Annotated in this window: 18 protein-coding genes; 5 read left to right on the top strand and 13 right to left on the bottom strand. The window is 61.8% G+C overall.

Annotation, left to right across the window (positions count from 1 at the left end; genetic code table 11):
- Positions 1 to 19: 19 nt before the first annotated feature.
- Positions 20 to 412 (top strand): RNA-binding S4 domain-containing protein, encoded by a 393-nt coding sequence (locus ACFWEM_RS05115; RefSeq protein WP_029256216.1) that lies wholly within the window; start codon positions 20 to 22, stop codon positions 410 to 412.
- A gap of 3 nt (positions 413 to 415) precedes the next feature.
- Here ACFWEM_RS05115 and ACFWEM_RS05110 read toward each other — a convergent pair whose 3' ends face one another.
- Positions 416 to 1045, bottom strand: coding sequence for a GyrI-like domain-containing protein (locus tag ACFWEM_RS05110; RefSeq protein WP_378531698.1), 630 nt, complete (start codon positions 1043 to 1045; stop codon positions 416 to 418).
- Positions 1046 to 1166: 121 nt separating this feature from the next.
- Here ACFWEM_RS05110 and ACFWEM_RS05105 point away from each other — a divergent pair, with 121 nt between their 5' ends.
- On the top strand, positions 1167 to 2354 hold the full coding sequence (locus ACFWEM_RS05105; RefSeq protein ID WP_378531696.1) for a metallophosphoesterase: 1188 nt from the start codon (positions 1167 to 1169) through the stop codon (positions 2352 to 2354).
- Positions 2355 to 2360: 6 nt separating this feature from the next.
- On the opposite strand, the gene ACFWEM_RS05100 is transcribed toward ACFWEM_RS05105, so the two are convergent.
- The 9 genes from ACFWEM_RS05100 to ACFWEM_RS05060 form a co-directional block, all read right to left on the bottom strand.
- On the bottom strand, positions 2361 to 3047 hold the full coding sequence (locus ACFWEM_RS05100; protein ID WP_378531694.1) for a TetR/AcrR family transcriptional regulator: 687 nt from the start codon (positions 3045 to 3047) through the stop codon (positions 2361 to 2363).
- 47 nt (positions 3048 to 3094) lie between these two features.
- Positions 3095 to 3751, bottom strand: coding sequence for a potassium channel family protein (locus ACFWEM_RS05095; protein ID WP_378531692.1), 657 nt, complete (start codon positions 3749 to 3751; stop codon positions 3095 to 3097).
- A gap of 77 nt (positions 3752 to 3828) precedes the next feature.
- Positions 3829 to 4746: a diacylglycerol kinase gene (locus tag ACFWEM_RS05090; protein WP_378531690.1), complete on the bottom strand. Its 918-nt coding sequence runs from the start codon at positions 4744 to 4746 to the stop codon at positions 3829 to 3831.
- Positions 4743 to 6323 (bottom strand): FAD-binding oxidoreductase, encoded by a 1581-nt coding sequence (locus ACFWEM_RS05085; protein WP_378532749.1) that lies wholly within the window; start codon positions 6321 to 6323, stop codon positions 4743 to 4745. Before ACFWEM_RS05085 ends, ACFWEM_RS05090 begins: the two co-directional genes overlap by 4 nt.
- 81 nt (positions 6324 to 6404) lie before the next feature.
- On the bottom strand, positions 6405 to 6944 hold the full coding sequence (locus ACFWEM_RS05080; protein ID WP_378531688.1) for a DinB family protein: 540 nt from the start codon (positions 6942 to 6944) through the stop codon (positions 6405 to 6407).
- Between the two features lie 155 nt (positions 6945 to 7099).
- Positions 7100 to 9028: a molecular chaperone HtpG gene (gene htpG / locus ACFWEM_RS05075; RefSeq protein ID WP_378531686.1), complete on the bottom strand. Its 1929-nt coding sequence runs from the start codon at positions 9026 to 9028 to the stop codon at positions 7100 to 7102.
- 130 nt (positions 9029 to 9158) lie between these two features.
- Complete coding sequence (locus ACFWEM_RS05070; protein ID WP_378531684.1) at positions 9159 to 10292, bottom strand: acyl-CoA dehydrogenase family protein; 1134 nt, start codon at positions 10290 to 10292, stop codon at positions 9159 to 9161.
- A gap of 9 nt (positions 10293 to 10301) precedes the next feature.
- Positions 10302 to 11474, bottom strand: coding sequence for an acyl-CoA dehydrogenase family protein (locus ACFWEM_RS05065; protein WP_378531682.1), 1173 nt, complete (start codon positions 11472 to 11474; stop codon positions 10302 to 10304).
- A gap of 28 nt (positions 11475 to 11502) precedes the next feature.
- Positions 11503 to 11964: a MaoC family dehydratase gene (locus ACFWEM_RS05060; protein ID WP_042453553.1), complete on the bottom strand. Its 462-nt coding sequence runs from the start codon at positions 11962 to 11964 to the stop codon at positions 11503 to 11505.
- 96 nt (positions 11965 to 12060) lie between these two features.
- Here ACFWEM_RS05060 and ACFWEM_RS05055 point away from each other — a divergent pair, with 96 nt between their 5' ends.
- Entirely contained in the window at positions 12061 to 12714 is a 654-nt protein-coding gene (locus ACFWEM_RS05055) for a TetR/AcrR family transcriptional regulator (protein ID WP_378531679.1), read from the top strand.
- Between the two features lie 6 nt (positions 12715 to 12720).
- On the opposite strand, the gene ACFWEM_RS05050 is transcribed toward ACFWEM_RS05055, so the two are convergent.
- Both ACFWEM_RS05050 and ACFWEM_RS05045 read right to left on the bottom strand, forming a co-directional pair.
- Positions 12721 to 13167, bottom strand: a complete 447-nt coding sequence (locus ACFWEM_RS05050; protein WP_378531677.1) for a MarR family winged helix-turn-helix transcriptional regulator — start codon at positions 13165 to 13167, stop codon at positions 12721 to 12723.
- 12 nt (positions 13168 to 13179) lie between these two features.
- Positions 13180 to 13584 carry an EVE domain-containing protein gene (locus ACFWEM_RS05045; RefSeq protein WP_378531675.1) on the bottom strand — a complete coding sequence of 135 codons (405 nt, stop codon included), beginning with the start codon at positions 13582 to 13584 and terminating at the stop codon, positions 13180 to 13182.
- A gap of 145 nt (positions 13585 to 13729) precedes the next feature.
- Here ACFWEM_RS05045 and ACFWEM_RS05040 point away from each other — a divergent pair, with 145 nt between their 5' ends.
- Both ACFWEM_RS05040 and ACFWEM_RS05035 read left to right on the top strand, forming a co-directional pair.
- Entirely contained in the window at positions 13730 to 14407 is a 678-nt protein-coding gene (locus ACFWEM_RS05040; protein ID WP_378531673.1) for a TetR family transcriptional regulator, read from the top strand.
- Positions 14404 to 15324, top strand: a complete 921-nt coding sequence (locus ACFWEM_RS05035; RefSeq protein WP_378531671.1) for a TIGR01777 family oxidoreductase — start codon at positions 14404 to 14406, stop codon at positions 15322 to 15324. The genes ACFWEM_RS05040 and ACFWEM_RS05035 overlap by 4 nt, the downstream gene beginning before the upstream one ends.
- Here ACFWEM_RS05035 and ACFWEM_RS05030 read toward each other — a convergent pair.
- Positions 15282 to 16250: an NAD(P)/FAD-dependent oxidoreductase gene (locus tag ACFWEM_RS05030; RefSeq protein WP_378531669.1), complete on the bottom strand. Its 969-nt coding sequence runs from the start codon at positions 16248 to 16250 to the stop codon at positions 15282 to 15284. The genes ACFWEM_RS05035 and ACFWEM_RS05030 overlap by 43 nt on opposite strands.
- Positions 16251 to 16344: the final 94 nt, after the last annotated feature.

Genomic DNA, 16344 nt, shown 5'->3' with positions numbered 1-16344 from the left:
CATCGGTAGGCTGGAGAGCGTGCCAGCCCAACTCCCCTCCGACGCGATCAGTGTCCGCGTGGACAGCTGGACGTGGGCCGTTCGACTCTTCAAGACACGCTCGCAGGCGGCGACCGCATGCCGATCAGGACACGTTCGGGTCAACGGAACGTCGGCAAAGGCGGCTCAGCAGGTGAAAGCCGGCGACGAGGTACGGGTGCGCGTATCCGGCATCGAGCGCATCGTCGTAGTAGTCAAGCCGATCACGAAACGAGTCAGCGCCGTGCTGGCCGCCGATTGCCTGCAGGATAATTCACCACCCCCACCGCCTCCCGAACTGATCGCGTCCATCCCGCGACGTGATCGCGGCGCCGGCAGACCGACCAAACGTGAGCGACGCGACCTCGAGAAGTTGCGCGGCCTCGAGCCGTAATCGCTACCTCGAAACAGGCTGACGCAGAACCGTCTTCAGTTTCTCGGGCGGCGTCCGGCGAGCGTCGCTGAGGTATATCTCGTGATGATCGCCGTTGAAGCTCAGGCTGTTCGACGGGATGAATGTGTTGTGCAGCCGGTCCAGGGTGGGAGCTTCGTCGTCGTACGAGCCGACGTGAAGAATCTGAACGGACAGGCCTTCCTCCAACTCGAGAAACCTGACCTTGTCGAGAGCGGCAATGTCCTTCTTGGCCCGCACCGCCTTGGCCCGGACTGCGTCAATCGACGCAGACAGTTCGGTCTCCGTGATCCACTCCGGTTGCGAGATCATCATCGTCCAATCCCACGACGACTTGTCCCGCGTCACGAACACCTCGGGGTCATCTGCCCGCCACAACCCTTCCAGCGGGCCCACGACGAAGTCGCGATCCAGTTCCTTCTTGCTCGCGAACTTGGTCGCGTAGGACACCGAATACAACGCTTCGAGCGCCTCGGAGTACTCGGTGGCAGTGTTGGGATCACCGTGACCGTCGACGGCAAAGTAGCCGAAGCGAGGGACGGTCACGAAGGCAAAATCGCGACGGCCGGGCGAATAGAGATCCTTGTAGGCCTTTTTGACGTCGTACTTCTCCATATGCCACCCACCTGAGCTCGGACCGAGTTCAACATCAGGAAACTAGCCGAAGACACCGACAACCGAATAGCGGACCGGCGTCTCCTTGTTAATAGACCAGTGGACCTTTACTCTGGATGGGGTGACTACACCCCAGGCGACCGACGTCGTCCAAGCTCCGCGCCGGAGACCGTTGCGGATCGTGGCCATTTCCGCGATTGTCGCGTCGATCTTGGCCCTACTGTTCGTGTACCCGTGGTGGAGTTTGTTCATCCGGCCGGACTGGCCGCCGACGGCCGTGACAGTGTTCGGCACCGTTCTGTTTGCCGCCCTCCTGATCACCCTGCCTGCCTCGATGGTGCTCAGCCATGGCCACACCGATCGTGATCCCATCCGCATGGTCGGCGATGCGCTCCTCGGAGTCATCTGGGTCGTGTTCGTGTGGACGCTGCTCGGCGAAATCCTGCGACTCGGACTCCTCGTCGGCGGCGTGGAGGATCCGCTTCGGTCGAGAATTGTCGCCGTTGCGGCGCTGATCGTCTCGGCCGTGCTGCTGATCTGGGGCTATCGGGAAGCCATGCGACTGCCACGGATCAAGCACGTCGACGTCACCATCCCTCGCCTCGGAGCGGGAATGGACAAGCTTCGGGTAGTCGCAATTACCGACACCCATTTCGGCCCGATCAATCGCGAGAAGTGGTCCGCGCGCGTTATCGCGGCAGTCAACGAACTCGACGCCGACATCGTGGCCCACGTCGGTGACATTGCCGACGGAACAGTGGAGCAGCGCCTCGGCCAAGCCACCCCACTCGCGTCAGTGGAAGCCAGACTCGCTCGTGTCTACGTCACCGGGAATCACGAGTACTTCCACGAGGCTCAGGAGTGGCTCGACTACATGACCTCGATCGGCTGGGATGCCCTGCACAACCGGCACCTCGTCGTCACCAAGGGCGGCGACAACCTGGTCATCGCCGGAGTCGACGACGCCACCGCTCTGGGATCGAAGCTCGACGGTCACGGCGCGAACTTCGATATGGCTCTTGCCGGCACCGACCCCGATTTGCCGATCCTGATGCTCGCCCATCAACCGAAGCAGGTAACTCAGTCCGCTTCCGCGGGAGTGGATCTGCAGCTCGCTGGTCATACCCACGGCGGACAGATCTGGCCTTTCAACCTTCTGGTCAAACTCGATCAACCGTCGGTGCACGGGCTCACCCGTCACGGCGACCGCACACAGTTGTACACAAGCCGCGGAACCGGGTTCTGGGGTCCACCATTCCGAGTGTTCGCACCGAGCGAGATCACCGTCCTGACGCTGCACAGCGCCTGAACGTGCTCAGCTCGTTCGGGTTGCCGCTCGCGCCGACAGCCCGACGAGCTGATTGATCAGTCCTTCACGTAGGCCGGTTGCGAACATGTCGGCAGCAGGGGGCGCCTGCATCTCGTTCAGTACGACGACCATGGATTCGGCAGGCTCGGCAGTCGGCCACAAGCCGGCAACAATCACCAGGGTCACCTTGGCGAATTGAGCGGCGTCACCCTCCGAGAGATGGGGCAGTTGCGAATGAACCAGCGACGCAAACCTTCCCGAGTTGACCGTCGCCCGCCTCTTGAAGTCACGGGCGAAGTCGACGGAGATGTTTCTTTCGAGGACACCTGCCATGACGCTCATCAACTCACACAGTAAACGCTGTGCGACAAGCGATTCCGCAACCGTCGATGCCACATGGATTTCAGTGGCGAACGGTGAGTCGTCACCGGCCGGAGTCAACGACTCGGACAACCCGTCCAACCACGCAACCCAGTTCTCCTCGAGCACTTCGAGAAAGATGGCTTCGCGACTGTCGAAGTAGCGAAGCACGTTCGACTTCGCCAGTCCGACGCTCTCGCTGAGCTCACGCAGGCTGATGTCGGCGACGGGCCTGGACCCGAGCATCGCGCGGGCCGCATCGAGAATCGCGCACCGACGCGCTTCGATCTGCTCGGGCCTGCGCGCGCGCTGAAATCCGTGGGTCGCCACCATCACACAAGATTATCAGACCATCGTTCTATTGTTCGCTCCGATGCATGTCAGTTGCCTGAAGACGCGTGCTGCGCCACGACTCCCCTCGACGCCAATTCACGACGCAGCGAATCGGTATCGACGGACGCGAGATCAACTCGGTGAGTGCGGGCAGCCAAGGCTCGGACTTCCTCGGACAGATCCGCCACCTGCTTACGCGTCGCAGCCTGGGATGCCTCGTCCTGTTCCGCCACGCGCTCGACCAACCAGGAAGCGAGTGTGGCAGTCACGATGCCCAGCAACGCAATTCCGCCGATCATCAATGCTCCGGCGATCATGCGCCCGGTCGTGGTAACGGGAGCCATGTCTCCGTAACCGACGGTCGTGACCGTCTCCATCGCCCACCACAATGCCGTTCCGTACGACGTGATGGCAGCGCCCTGCGCGTGACGCTCGGCATCGAGCATGGCCAGCGCCGCAACACCGATCAGCAAGGCCGTGGCAGAGGTGGCGTACACGACCACTCGTCCACGCAAGCTTTGCCCGCTCGAGCGGTGGACTATCGCAAGCAGTGTGACCAACCGAAGTAGGCGCAGCGGACGCAGCATGGGCAACACCACCATCGCCAAATCCAAGAGATGCCTGACGAACCAGCGACCGCGGGCAGGTGCCAACCACAGGCGAACTGCGTAGTCGACGGCAAAAACGACCCACGCAGCCCACATGGTCCATTCGGTCAGACGATGTGGAAGGCCCGTCGGTTGCGACAGCAACCGCTACCGCGTGACCGGCAGGACCCAACTCAGATCCGCGTGTGCGTCAAGATGTTGAGCGCCATGGGAACTGCCTCGATCGTGATGGGCAACGGCCCCACCCGATCGCCGTCCGCGTAAGCGATGATGCCCTCGGAGACCAACCGCACCTTCTTGGATCGGTACGTCTGCACCGCGTCGAGCGAGACGTGAGTTCCCTTGTACACCCGCGGAAACAGGCGCACCAGACGCAACCTCGAACCGTGCCCGACGACGGTCAGATCCAACAACCCGTCCGACTTCGACGCGCCCGGAGTGATGAGCATGCCGCCACCGTACGAGCGGCCGTTGCCAACAGCGACCAGCGTCGCGTCCACCGTGATGACCTCGTCGTCGAGTTCGATCCGGTACGGCAACGGCTTCATCTTCGCCAACTCGGCGAGCATCGCCAGGTTGTAGCGCATCGGCCCCTTGGGCCAGGACATCCGATTGGCCCGCTCGCTGACCAGCGAGTCGAATCCGCTGGCGATGATGGTTCCCGACCAGACGACGGAACCGTCGGCCAACGTGATCTTCGCCAGATCTGACTGCTGCACGACACCGTCTGCGATCACATCGGCTGCTGCTTCGGGATCGCCTGTGGGAATGCCGAACTCACGGGCGTGATCGTTGCCGGTGCCTGCCGGAATGAGCCCGATGGGCGTCTCGGTCAACGCGGCAGCCTGCAGTCCGATACTGATGGCACCGTCGCCGCCGACCACTACGAGTGCGTCGGTGCCCTCCTCGATCGCACGACGCGCCAACTTCTTGGCGTCGTCGGCGTCGGTTCCGATGATCTCGGTGACGGCAACTCCCCGAGCACGCAGTCGCGCAACACCTTTGCGTCCGGCCGCCGGCGCGTGACCATGCCCCGCCATCGGATTGATCAGGACGGTAACCTTCTCGATCTGACTGCGGGTTTCGGTCACGGAATCAGCTTTCCAGGATTGAGGATGCCGGCAGGGTCCACTGCATTCTTCACTGCGCGAAGGATATTCGCGCCCAATTCACCGATCTCGTCCTTCATCCACGGGCGGTGATCGGCGCCGACAGCGTGGTGATGGGTGATCGTGCCACCGGCGGCGATGATCGCATCGCCAGCGGCAGTTTTCGCCTTGTGCCACTGAGCGATCGGATCCTCGGTCTGCGCGCTGACCACCGTTAAGTACAGCGAAGCACCGGTCTTGTACGTGTGCGAAATGTGGCACATCACGAGCGGCTGAGTCCCCTGCTCGACGAGAGCCTTGGTCAGCGCCTCGGTGACCGAGGAGCGCAGGTTCGCGAGGTTACCCCAGGTGGTTGCTGTCTCGAGGGTTTCACACAGTGCGCCGACGTCGAGCAGAGCGTCACGCAGATACGGCGCATCGAATCGCCCGTGTTCCCAGCTGTTTCCGGGCTCCTCGCCGAGCGACGTGCCGCCGTGAGCGGTGAGAATTGCTCGGGCCTCCGCCATCCGTTCAGCGGTGTGCGAAGCGGTGCCCTCGTAGGTGGTGATGCCGAGGCAACCACCGGTGAAGGCGTTCTCGCCGATCTTGTCGGTGGTCGCCAGATTCACGCCGCTCTCGGCCTCGTCGGACAACCGCAGCACGGTCGGAGCCGATCCCTCCTGGACAAGCTCACGCAATGCTGCTGCGCCGGTGGCAAAGTCGGGGAAGCTCCACCCTTCGCGCACTGTGGTCTCGGGCAGGCGGTGAACCCGCACACGCACGTGCGTGATGACGCCGAAGGTGCCCTCGGAGCCGACAAAGAGCTCACCCAGGTCGGGGCCGGCGGCGGATGCCGGCGCGCGCCCGGTCTCGACCACACCACTCGGAGTGACGACGGTGAGGCCCTGGACCATGTCCTCGAAGCGTCCGTATCCAGCCGACGCCTGTCCCGACGATCGGGTAGCGGCAAACCCGCCCAGAGTGGCGAACAGGAAGCTCTGCGGGAAGTGCCCGACCGAGAAGCCGTGTTCACGCAGAAGCTCCTCGGCCCGTGGGCCGGTGGTTCCGCCGCCGAACGTCGCGATGCCCGACTCCTCGTCCAACCCGACGAGTTGATCGAACCGACGCAGGTCGAGAGAAAGAACTGCGTCGAACCCGTCGCGGATGGGATCGAGCCCGCCGACGACGCTGGTGCCGCCGCCGAACGGGACCACTGCGATCCGGTTGGCAGAGCAGTATCGGAGAACCTGCTCGACCTCTGCGTCTGTCCCTGGGGTGACGACTGCGTCGGGGGCATCCTGCGGCTCGGCGCTACGACGGCGAAGCAGATCCGGGGTGCTCTTGCCACCGGCCCGAAGAATTCGATCGGAATCCTCGGTGCTGACGTACTCGGCCCCGACCAGCCCTGCCAGCGCTTCGACATGCGACTGAGCCATAGCGGACGGAGTCACCTGAACGTCTTCGATGGCGAGACGCGATCGAGTCGGTGCGGAGACACCGAGAAATCCGGTCAACAACGATGTGACTGCGTCCGACAGTTCACGCTTCTTGGCCGGATCGCCCCAGGCGTCCCACTGCATCGGCGGTTGCAAGGCAGGCTTTTCGGTGCTCATAGACACTAGTGTTACATATTTGTGTGATGTGTAACCATCACAGGTCGATCAACCCATCGTCTTGGAACCGTCGATGGCTTCGCGAAGCATGTCCGCGTGGCCCGCATGCTGGGCCGTCTCGGCGATGATGTGCAGCAACGCGCGTCGGGCTGACCAGCGAGCCCCCGCTTCGAACCACGGTGCCGACGGCAGTGGATGCGAGATGTCGAGGCTGTCCAGCGAGGCCACCAACTGGTCGGTCCTGGCCGCGATCCCCTCGTATTCGGAAACGATGCTTGCCAGGGTTTCACCCTCGACCATGGCAAATTCGTTCGCCCGTTCCTGCTGCATCTCTTCCGACCACTGGGTGGGATCGAAGTCTCCACCCAGTCCGGCCGGCCCCTCCAGGATGAAGTCGACCCAACCCTTTTCTGACTGCCCCACATGCTTGACCAATCCGCCGAGGCACAGTTCGCTCACGGCCGGCCTCGAAGCAGCCTGTTCGTCGGTGAGGTCTTTGACGGTGAAGAGAAGGAATTCACGATGCTGTCGCAGGCTCTGGAGGAGATCCGCGCGCTCGCCGGTGACGGTGGTGGTCGGTGCGTTCATGATGTTTTCCTTCGCTAGTGGGTTCGTGCCCTGTGAGAACTACGTTAGAAGTTATTGCGGACAGAAACGGTCCTCAATAGAAAACGATCAAGAAAAAACTCCCGGCACCCACCGATGAAGGTGGATGCCGGGAGTTCGAGGCAGCTAGGACCAGATCAGACTGTGCGAGCCAAACGATCGGCCAGCAGACGCGTGAAGTGCGCCGGGTCGCTCAGCTCGCCGCCCTCGGCAAGCAACGCCATGCCGTAGAGAAGCTGAGCGGTTTCCGTCAGGTTCTCTGCATTGTCGTTGGCGGCCTGCGCCTCCCGCAGACCCGAGACCAGCGGGTGTGCCGGGTTGAGCTCGAGGATGCGCTTGCTGTGCGGAACAGGCTGACCCGAAGCCTTGTACATCTTCTCGAGTGTCGGCGACATGCTGAACGCGTCGCCGACGATGCAGGCAGCCGACGTGGTCAGGCGCGTCGAGAGACGCGTTTCCTTGATGTCGTCGGACAGCGTTTCGGTCAGCCACGTCAGTAGCGCGCCGAATTCCTTTTCCTTCTCTTCGCGCTCGGCCTCGGCCGCCTTCTTCTCGTCCTCGGTGTCCAGGTCGACTTCGCCCTTGGCGATCGACTGGAAGGTCTTGCCGTCGAAGTCCGAGACAGCGTCGACCCACATCTCGTCCACGGGGTCGGTGAGTACGAGAACTTCGAGGCCCTTGGCCTTGAAAGCCTCCATGTGCGGAGAGCTTTCGATGAGGTGACGAGATTCGCCGGTCATGAAGTAGATCTGTTCCTGACCGTCCTTCATGCGCTCCACGTACTCCGCGAGGGTGGTCACGCCCTCTTCGCTGTTGGTCGAGGCAAACGAAGAGATATCGAGCAGCGTCTTGCGGTTGTCGGCATCGGCCATCAGGCCTTCCTTGAGCGCGCGCCCGAACTCGGTCCAGAAGGTCGAGTACTTCTCCGGCTCGTTCGCCTTCATGTCCTTGATGGTCGAGAGGACCTTCTTGGTCAGACGACGACGGATGGCAGCGATCTGCCGGTCCTGCTGCAGAATTTCACGAGAGACGTTGAGCGAGAGGTCTTGTGCGTCGACGACACCCTTGACGAAACGCAGGTAATCGGGCACCAACTCTTCGCAGTCGTCCATGATGAAGACGCGCTTGACGTAGAGGTGGATGCCGGCCTTGCGCTCACGCATGAAGAGATCGAACGGCGCCGTCGACGGAATGAACAGCAGCGCTTGGTATTCGAAAGTACCTTCGGCCTTCATCGGGATGACCTCGAGAGGCTCGTCCCAGGCGTGGCTGACGTGCTTGTAGAACTCCTTGTACTCGTCCTCGGACACCTCGTCCTTGGAGCGAGTCCACAGCGCCTTCATCGAGTTGATCGTCTCGGTCTCGATGGTGACCTCGGGCTCCTCGCCCTCGGCCGGCGTCGACGTACGAGCGACATCCATGCGGATGGGCCACGCGATGAAGTCGGAGTACTTCTTGACCAGTTCCTTGATCTTCCATTCCGACGTGTAGTCGTGCAGGCCGTTCTCGGAATCCTCGGGCATCAGGTGCAGGGTCACGGAGCTACCCTGCGGTGCCTCGTTCACGTGCTCGAGCGTGTACGTGCCTTCGCCGGTCGATTCCCAGCGCGTCGCGTGATCTTCACCGGCGCGGCGGGTCAGCAGCGTGACTTTGTCCGCGACCATGAAGGTGGAGTAGAAGCCGATGCCGAACTGACCGATCAGTTCTTCCGATGCCGCTGCATCCTTGGCTTCCTTGAGCTTGCGACGTACCTCGGCGGTGCCGGACTTGGCGAGCGTGCCGATCAGGTCGACGACCTCGTCACGCGACATGCCGATGCCGTTGTCGCGGATCGTAAGGGTGCGTGCTGCCTTGTCGATGTCGATCTCGATATGCAGATCGGAGACGTCGACGTTGAGGTCTTTGTCCTGGTACGACTCGAGGCGGAGCTTGTCCAGCGCGTCCGAAGCGTTGGAGATCAACTCACGAAGGAAGCTGTCCTTGTTCGTATAGATTGAATGAACCATCAGATCCAGCAGCTGACGTGTTTCTGCTTGGAACTCGAGCTGCTCGGTATGCGCGGTCACTTCGATCCCTTTCTCTTCTCGGACTGATCACAGGAATTTTACTCGACCTCGAATACCGCCGGTCGGCCCCCGCACAGACAAGGGAGGCCACGCGACCTGCGCGTGACCTCCCATTATCTTCACGACCGATCTACTCGGTGACGTTCACCATCGAATAGTTCGAGACGCCGGCGGCCAGCACCCTGAGGTGATCGTCCGAGGCACCCAAAGTGTGTTCGATGGCCACCAGCCGCGAGACGTAGTGCCCTACCGGATACTCGGCTGTCATTCCGATACCACCGTGCATCTGAATTGCTTCCTGACCGATCTGATGCGCGGCGCGACCGACAGCCAGCTTCGCGCGCGACGCGATGGTCGGATCGATCACGCCGTCGGCGATGGCCATGGTGGCGTACAGACTCATACTGCTCGCCAACTCGAGCGCCACGTACATGTCGGCAGCCCGATGCGTCAAAGTCTGGAACTTCGCGAGCGGAACGCCGAACTGCTTGCGCTGCTTCAGGTAATCCGTCGTCAGTCGCAGCGCTTCGGTCATGATCCCGATCGCCTCGGCGCACAGAGCCGCCTGCGCCCGAACCTCTGCTTCGACGATCGCCTCCGCGACATCGCCGCCCTCACCAAGTTGTTCGGCCGCGGCATCGGTGAACGTGAACTGCGCACCGCGCCGGCCGTCGTGAGTGGCGTACGTGCGCCGTACGACACCCGAACCGTCTGCATCTACCAGGAAGAGCCCAGTGCCGCCGCCTGGAAGTGCGGCGCTGACAATCACGACGTGCGCGCTGTCGCCCTGCAGGACCGGGTTCTTGACGCCGGTGATCGTCCACCCCGATCCCGAATGTGAAGCCGCGGCCGTGACGGTGGCAACCGGCCAGCGCGTGCCAGGTTCCGTATGTGCGAAGGCCGACAGAGTGGTCCCGTCGCTGAGCGCCGGCAGGAGCCGCGCCCGCTGATCTGCCGAACCGAGCGCCGCGATCAAACCGCCGGGGATCAGAACACCACCCAGATACGGCTCGGGTGCAAGCGCTCGGCCCAGTTCGGTCATCACGACCATGGTCTCGACCGGTCCAGCGCCCATTCCGCCGTCAGACTCCGCGAACGGCAGGCCGAGCAGCCCAAGCTCCGCGAACTGCTTCCACACCGCGGCATTCCATCCCTCGTCAGTAGCCGAGGTGGCGTTGCGCTTCTCCGCGTCGTAGCTGCGGTTGAGCAATTCACGCGTCGTGTCGCGAAGCATCGTCTGCTCGTCGTCGAGTTCGAAATTCATGTCAGATGCTCACAATCCGAGAATCGAGGAGGCAATGATGGAGCGCTGCACCTCACTTGATCCGCTGTAGATGGAAACCTTCCGGTAGTTCAGGTAGCGCGGCGCCGCTTGCTGCGCCCACTCCGGCGAGTCGATCTCGGCCGTGTTCACCGGCAACGAGTCCGGACCCGCAACATCCATCAGCAATTCCGTTGCTGCCTGCTGCAATTCGGAGCCACGGAGCTTGAGCAGCGAGGACGCCGGGTTCGGCTTGCCGTCTGCCGAACTCGCCACAACTCGCAGTTGAGTCAGATCCAGCGCAAGCAAATCGTTTTCCAGCTCAGCCAACCGAGCCGCGAACAACGGATCATCGAGGAGGGTGCCGGTTCCGACGCGAACCTCCCGCGCCTTCTCTTTTGCCGTGGCGACAAGAGTTTTGGAGAACCCGACCCGCGTGACGCCCGTGCGTTCGTTGCCGAGCAGGAACTTGGCGTAGTCCCAGCCCTTGTTCTCCTCGCCGACAAGATTCTCCGCAGGCACGCGGACGTTGTCGAAGAACACCTCGTTGACCTCGACGCTGCCGTCGATCAGTTTGATGGGGCGAACCGTGATGCCGGGAGTTGCCAGATCGATGAGCAAGAACGAAATTCCGGCCTGCCGCTTCTGGGCACTGGCATCTGTGCGAACCAGACAGAAGATCCACTCGGCGTGCTGAGCGAGAGTAGTCCACGTCTTCTGACCGTTGACGATGTAATCCGCTCCGTCACGGACAGCGGCCGTCTTGAGTGAAGCGAGATCCGAACCGGCTTCGGGTTCCGAAAAACCCTGGCACCACCAGATATCGGCGTTGGCCGTAGCGGGGAGAAATTTCTCCTTCTGCTCCTGCGAACCGAAGGCAGCGATAACGGGCCCAACCATGCTCACGTTGAACGGCAACGGGTTGGGTACCGACGCCAACTGCATTTCCTCGGAATAGATGTGGCGCTGAACCGGAGTCCAGTCCTTGCCACCCCATTCGACCGGCCAGTGTGGAACCGCCAACCCGTGTGCGTTCAGAATCTGTTGGCCCGCAACGATGTCCTCACGAGTCAGCTTTCCGAATCCGGCTGCACGTGATCGAAGTTCGGGCGAGAATTCAGTGGTGAAGAACTTTCGCATCTCCTCGCGGAACGCAACTTCCTCAGTGGTCAGTTCGAGATTCATGTGGAGTCTGCTTTCTTCTTGCAGGATTTCAGAACAAGATTCGCGCGACGGTCTGCGCAACGACGGCAGGTTTGCCCACGCCTTCGATCTCGACGGTGTTGGTGATCTGACTCTGCAGCGAGCCGTTCGGCAATTCTTCGATTGCGGAGAGCACTGCGGTATTTCGAACCTTGGCCCCGACGGGCACCGGACTCGGGAATCGAACCTTGTCGGACCCGTAGTTGATGACCATTTTCGCGCCGTCGATGCGATACACGGACTTCGACAGAAGCGGCAGGAGTGAGAGCGTCAGATACCCGTGCGCAATCGGTCCACCGAAAGGCGATTCGCGCCTGGCTCTTTCGTCGTCGACATGAATCCACTGATGGTCACCGGTCGCGTCGGCGAATTGATGGACCATCTCGCGGGTGACCTCGACCCACTCGCTCGAACCCAGCGTTTCACCGACTGCCCCCAGGAGATCGGACTTGTTCTCGAACACCCGTGTCATCTGATCCTCCACGTTCCCGAACACTGTTAGGTTAATTCGATAATAAACTCACGGTGTAAGGTTGTCCAGTACTTTCAGACGAAAGGGTTCTGTGCGATGGCGCGACCGCGGGTTCCACTACTGAGTAAGCCGATCATCAGGGACACTGCCCTGAAACTGGTGGACGAGCACGGTTTGACCGACTTCTCGATGCGCAAACTCGCCACTGTTCTCGGCGTACAGGCACCGTCGCTGTACAGCCATTACGCCAACAAGGACGAGTTACTCGACGACGTCGCGAACGTCATCATGGAGTCCGTCGACGTAAGCGGCTTCGACTCCGACGATTGGCGCGGCGCGCTGCGTACGTGGGCGCGGTCCTACCACGCTGCCCTGGGCAAGCATCCCAACATCGTTCCCTATCTGGCCTACGGTCCGAGCGTCAGGCCCATCGCCCTCGATCGCGCGAACGCCATCCACGGCGGCCTGGTGCGCGCCGGATGGCCGCAGCGCACGGCAACGCTGATCGGCGCTTCCGTCAAGTACGTGGTCATGGGTGCTGCGACGGCAACGTTCTCCGGCGGATTCGTGGACGATCCCGCTATCTACGCCGAGCGTTACCCGCACCTCACACGAGCACACCTGTTGCGTGAGCGTGCCACCGAGATCGACGGCGCCAGCTTCGAACTCGCACTGGAATCCCTGCTGGACGGACTGGAAGCCAAATACGCACTGCTGCAGAGAACTACAGAGCAATCTCCTCGAAACTGAGGGTTGTTACCGTCGATCAAGCGCGCCGAGCATCGCGACGAAGGCCGTCTGACGATCCCCGAGAGCGGCGAAGAATTCCCGGTCCGAAGATTCCACCGCGCGATTCGCCCTGCCGGCCAAGGCCGCACCCACCGGCGTGACGGCAAGCGAGCGAGCACGAGCATCGGTCGGATGTGGACGTCGTTCGACAAACCCCTTGGATTCGAGGGTCCGAATCACCTGTGACGTCATCATCGCGTCGGTGCGCGCGTACTCGGCAAGGCCGCGTTGAGTTATCGGCGTCTCTGCATCCAGCCAGGTCAGTGCTGCCAGCAGAACGAACTGCACGTGGGTCAGGTCGAAAGGTCGCAGCGCAGCGCGAATCGAGGCCTGCCAAGCGTTGGTGACACGCCACAACATCAGACCGGGACTCTCGTCCGCGTCCTCGAAGTCGGTTTCCAGTTTCTTCGCCACAGCGCCAGTGTGTCAGCTCGTCGTCGAACGCAGAACCTCGACGTCGTTGTCATCCAACGGAATCAAGCCACGCCGGAGTTGATACCCCCAATTCTGTGCCGAGGTCAGCGCCAATCGACTCCGGACTGCGTCGAGAGGAACGGGGTTGAATTGTTCGTACCGAACTCGCCGCCGAAACGGCTTGAAACACCCCTCGTCCGCCTGCCAGATCTCACCCTCTTCGATCACACCGAGAGCTGTGAACTCGCGCAACGGATCTCGGTCGCCGATGGACTCGACCGGCGAATAGTAGACCAGCACGTCACCTGCTTTCATCCGTGCCAATCCGGCTCTCTTTCCGTGCCCGATCTGTGCGATACCGAGATCCACTGCGCGACGCACATGTTCGGCAGAGACAACCCCTAACCAGGCATTCATCGCCGGCCCCCTGGCGAACCGAAAGCACATCCATTCATGCATTTAGTATGCGCGCTTATTATCTTACTCGCAACAGATTGAGTCTTGAACGTGTTCAACTACAGGGCGTACGCTGTACTTGAACGCGTTCAAAGAAGGAGAGCCGATGAGTAGTCGCGGGATCAAGACCAGGGAAAAGCTGGTGGAAACCGCTTTGCGGCTCTTCCGCGACGAGGGCTTCGCAGCGACGACCATGCGCAAGATCGCGAATGAAGCAGAGGTCTCGCTCGGGAATGCCTACTACTACTTCGCCAGTAAAGACGAACTTGTTCACGAGCTGTATCTCGTCATCCAACGCGATCACCGCGCTCTGGCGCTTCCACTCCTTCGCGAAGGTGGGTCACTGACAGAAAATCTCAGGATTGTTCTGCATACCGGACTCGATGTCATGGGGCCCTATCACGGCTTCGGTAGCGCGTTTCTGCACGTTGCACTGCCCACCGCATCACCGTCCAGCCCGTTCTCGGCCGAGTCGACCGATGCGAGATCGATGGCCGTCGATCTGATGCGCGAAGCACTGGCGGCGTCGAAGCAGCGGACGCCGTCGTCATTGGAGACCCAGCTCCCCACGCTCTTGTGGCTCAGCTATCTGGGCGTGACGCTGCACTGGGTTACCGACTCATCTCCGGGGCAAGCGCGCACCCGTTCCCTGGTCGACGGCCTGGTACCGATCATCGCGAAAGCGCTCACACTTGCCCGGCTGCCAGTGGCACGAGGTCTGGTCGGCGATGTCGCCGCCCTCTTGGCCAAAGTGATTTCTCCAGAAGGGAACACAAAATCATGAAGACCGTTGTTGTCTGTGGTGCGTCGGGTTACGTAGGCCAACACCTTCTTCGAACGCTCGAATCCAGCGGGGTCGACGTTCGGACGATCGGCCGGGGAGGAACGAGCGATGCCACGTGGTCCGACGAGCACGGCGTCGCCGATGTGCTCAGCGGCACGGATCTGCTCGTCAACCTCGCCGGCCGCTCCGTGAGCTGCCGCTACAACAAGCGCAATGCCGACGACATCTTCTCCTCCCGAGTGGAAACGACTGCACTGTTGGGTCGTGCGCTGACCCGTACGCCGCAGCCACCCTCACTCTGGGCGAATGCCAGTACCGGCACGATCTACCGAGACGCACGAGATCGACCGATGGACGAGAAGAACGGAGAGCTGGGAAAGGGATTCTCCGTCGCGGTCGCGCGAGCGTGGGAACACGAATTGTTCTCGGCACCAACACCCGTTCGCAAAGTGGCACTTCGGATGTCGATCGTCCTCGGCGCGGGCGGCGGGGCGATCAACCCGTTCGTCAACCTCTCCCGAATGGGCTTCGGCGGCAGGATGGGCGACGGACGACAAATGTTCAGCTGGATTCACATTGCCGATGTCGTTCGCTCGATCATCCACATCTACGAGCATCCGGAGATCTCAGGCCCGGTCAACATCGCATCCCCGTACCCGGTGACCAATGACGAGATGATGCGACAGGTGCGCGCAGCGTTGGGTCGACGGTACGGTTTGCCCACACCCGGCTGGATGCTGGAGTTCGGAGCTCGGGTCATCCGCACCGAGGCCGAGTTGGTGCTCAAGAGCCGCTGGGTAGCGCCAGGAGTGCTCGCGGACAACAACTTCCGCTATCAGTTTCCGACACTGGAGTCTGCGCTGGACCAGATCGCTCAGGAGACCCCGCGAGGGCTGCTTCCGGTTTCACTCGGCTGAAGTTCGGCTGCGATCGCCACCGCTCGCACGATATCCTGCTCGAGCAGATAGTGATTCAGTGCAATCGCAGCCTTCGATCCAGCAGCGGCGGCGGTGATCAACTGCGCCGGCGAGTCCGACACATTCCCCGCGGCCCAGGCTCCAGGCACGCTGGTACTCCCCGCAGGATCAGTTACCACCCAACCGTTTTCGTCGGCTTGACACCCCAGGTCAGTCAACAGATCACCTCGCGGAACAAATTGTGGGCCGACAAACACCACGCTTCGCGGAATCACCTGACCGGAGGCCAGTTCGACGCCGTCCAATCGACCATCACCAACCGACACCCCGGCCACGTCGCCTTCGACAATGCGAATCCCCCTGGCAGTCAGCCGCTCCCGTTCAGTTCCGGTCAGCTCGATGCGATTCGGAAAGAAGACGACATCCTCCGACCATTGACGCACCAACGACGCCTGATGAATGGTGAACGGCCTGTTGTCACCACCGAGCACACCGATCGGGGAATCTCGAACCTCGTATCCGTGACAATAGGGGCAATGCAGGACATCGACTCCCCACCGATCGTGCAGCCCAGCGATGTTCGGCAGCTCGTCACGTAAACCAGTGGCCACCAGAACAGTCCGTGCCTCCAGCGGCGCGATCGCATCGGTTTGCACAAGAAATCCACCGTCATCCGTGCGCTCGATTCGGATTGCGGTGCCTGTCGTCATTTCGCCGCCGTACTCGAGAACCTCCTCGCGGCCGGCCGCAAGTAGTTGCGTAGGACTCGCCCCATCCCGCGTCAGGTACCCGTGCAGGTGCTCGGAGACACCATTGCGCGGGCTACCTGCATCGACGATCATCACGCGCCGCCGAGCCCGAGCCAGAACAAGCGCGGCACTCAACCCCGCCGCACCGCCACCGACAATCACCACGTCGAACCTCATGTGCTCCCCCAGTCCGCAGATCGTCCCACCCGAGACGGTGGGCTATTCTGGCAATCTAGCAAATTTGTTTACCGGTTAACAAAGTTGAGGAATC

The organism is Rhodococcus sp. NPDC060176, assembly GCF_042728675.1.
In the GTDB taxonomy this organism is placed as follows: Bacteria; Actinomycetota; Actinomycetes; order Mycobacteriales; family Mycobacteriaceae; genus Rhodococcus_F.
The sequence above is the reverse complement of the archived record's forward strand: the minus strand, read 5'-3'. Positions and strand labels throughout refer to the sequence as shown.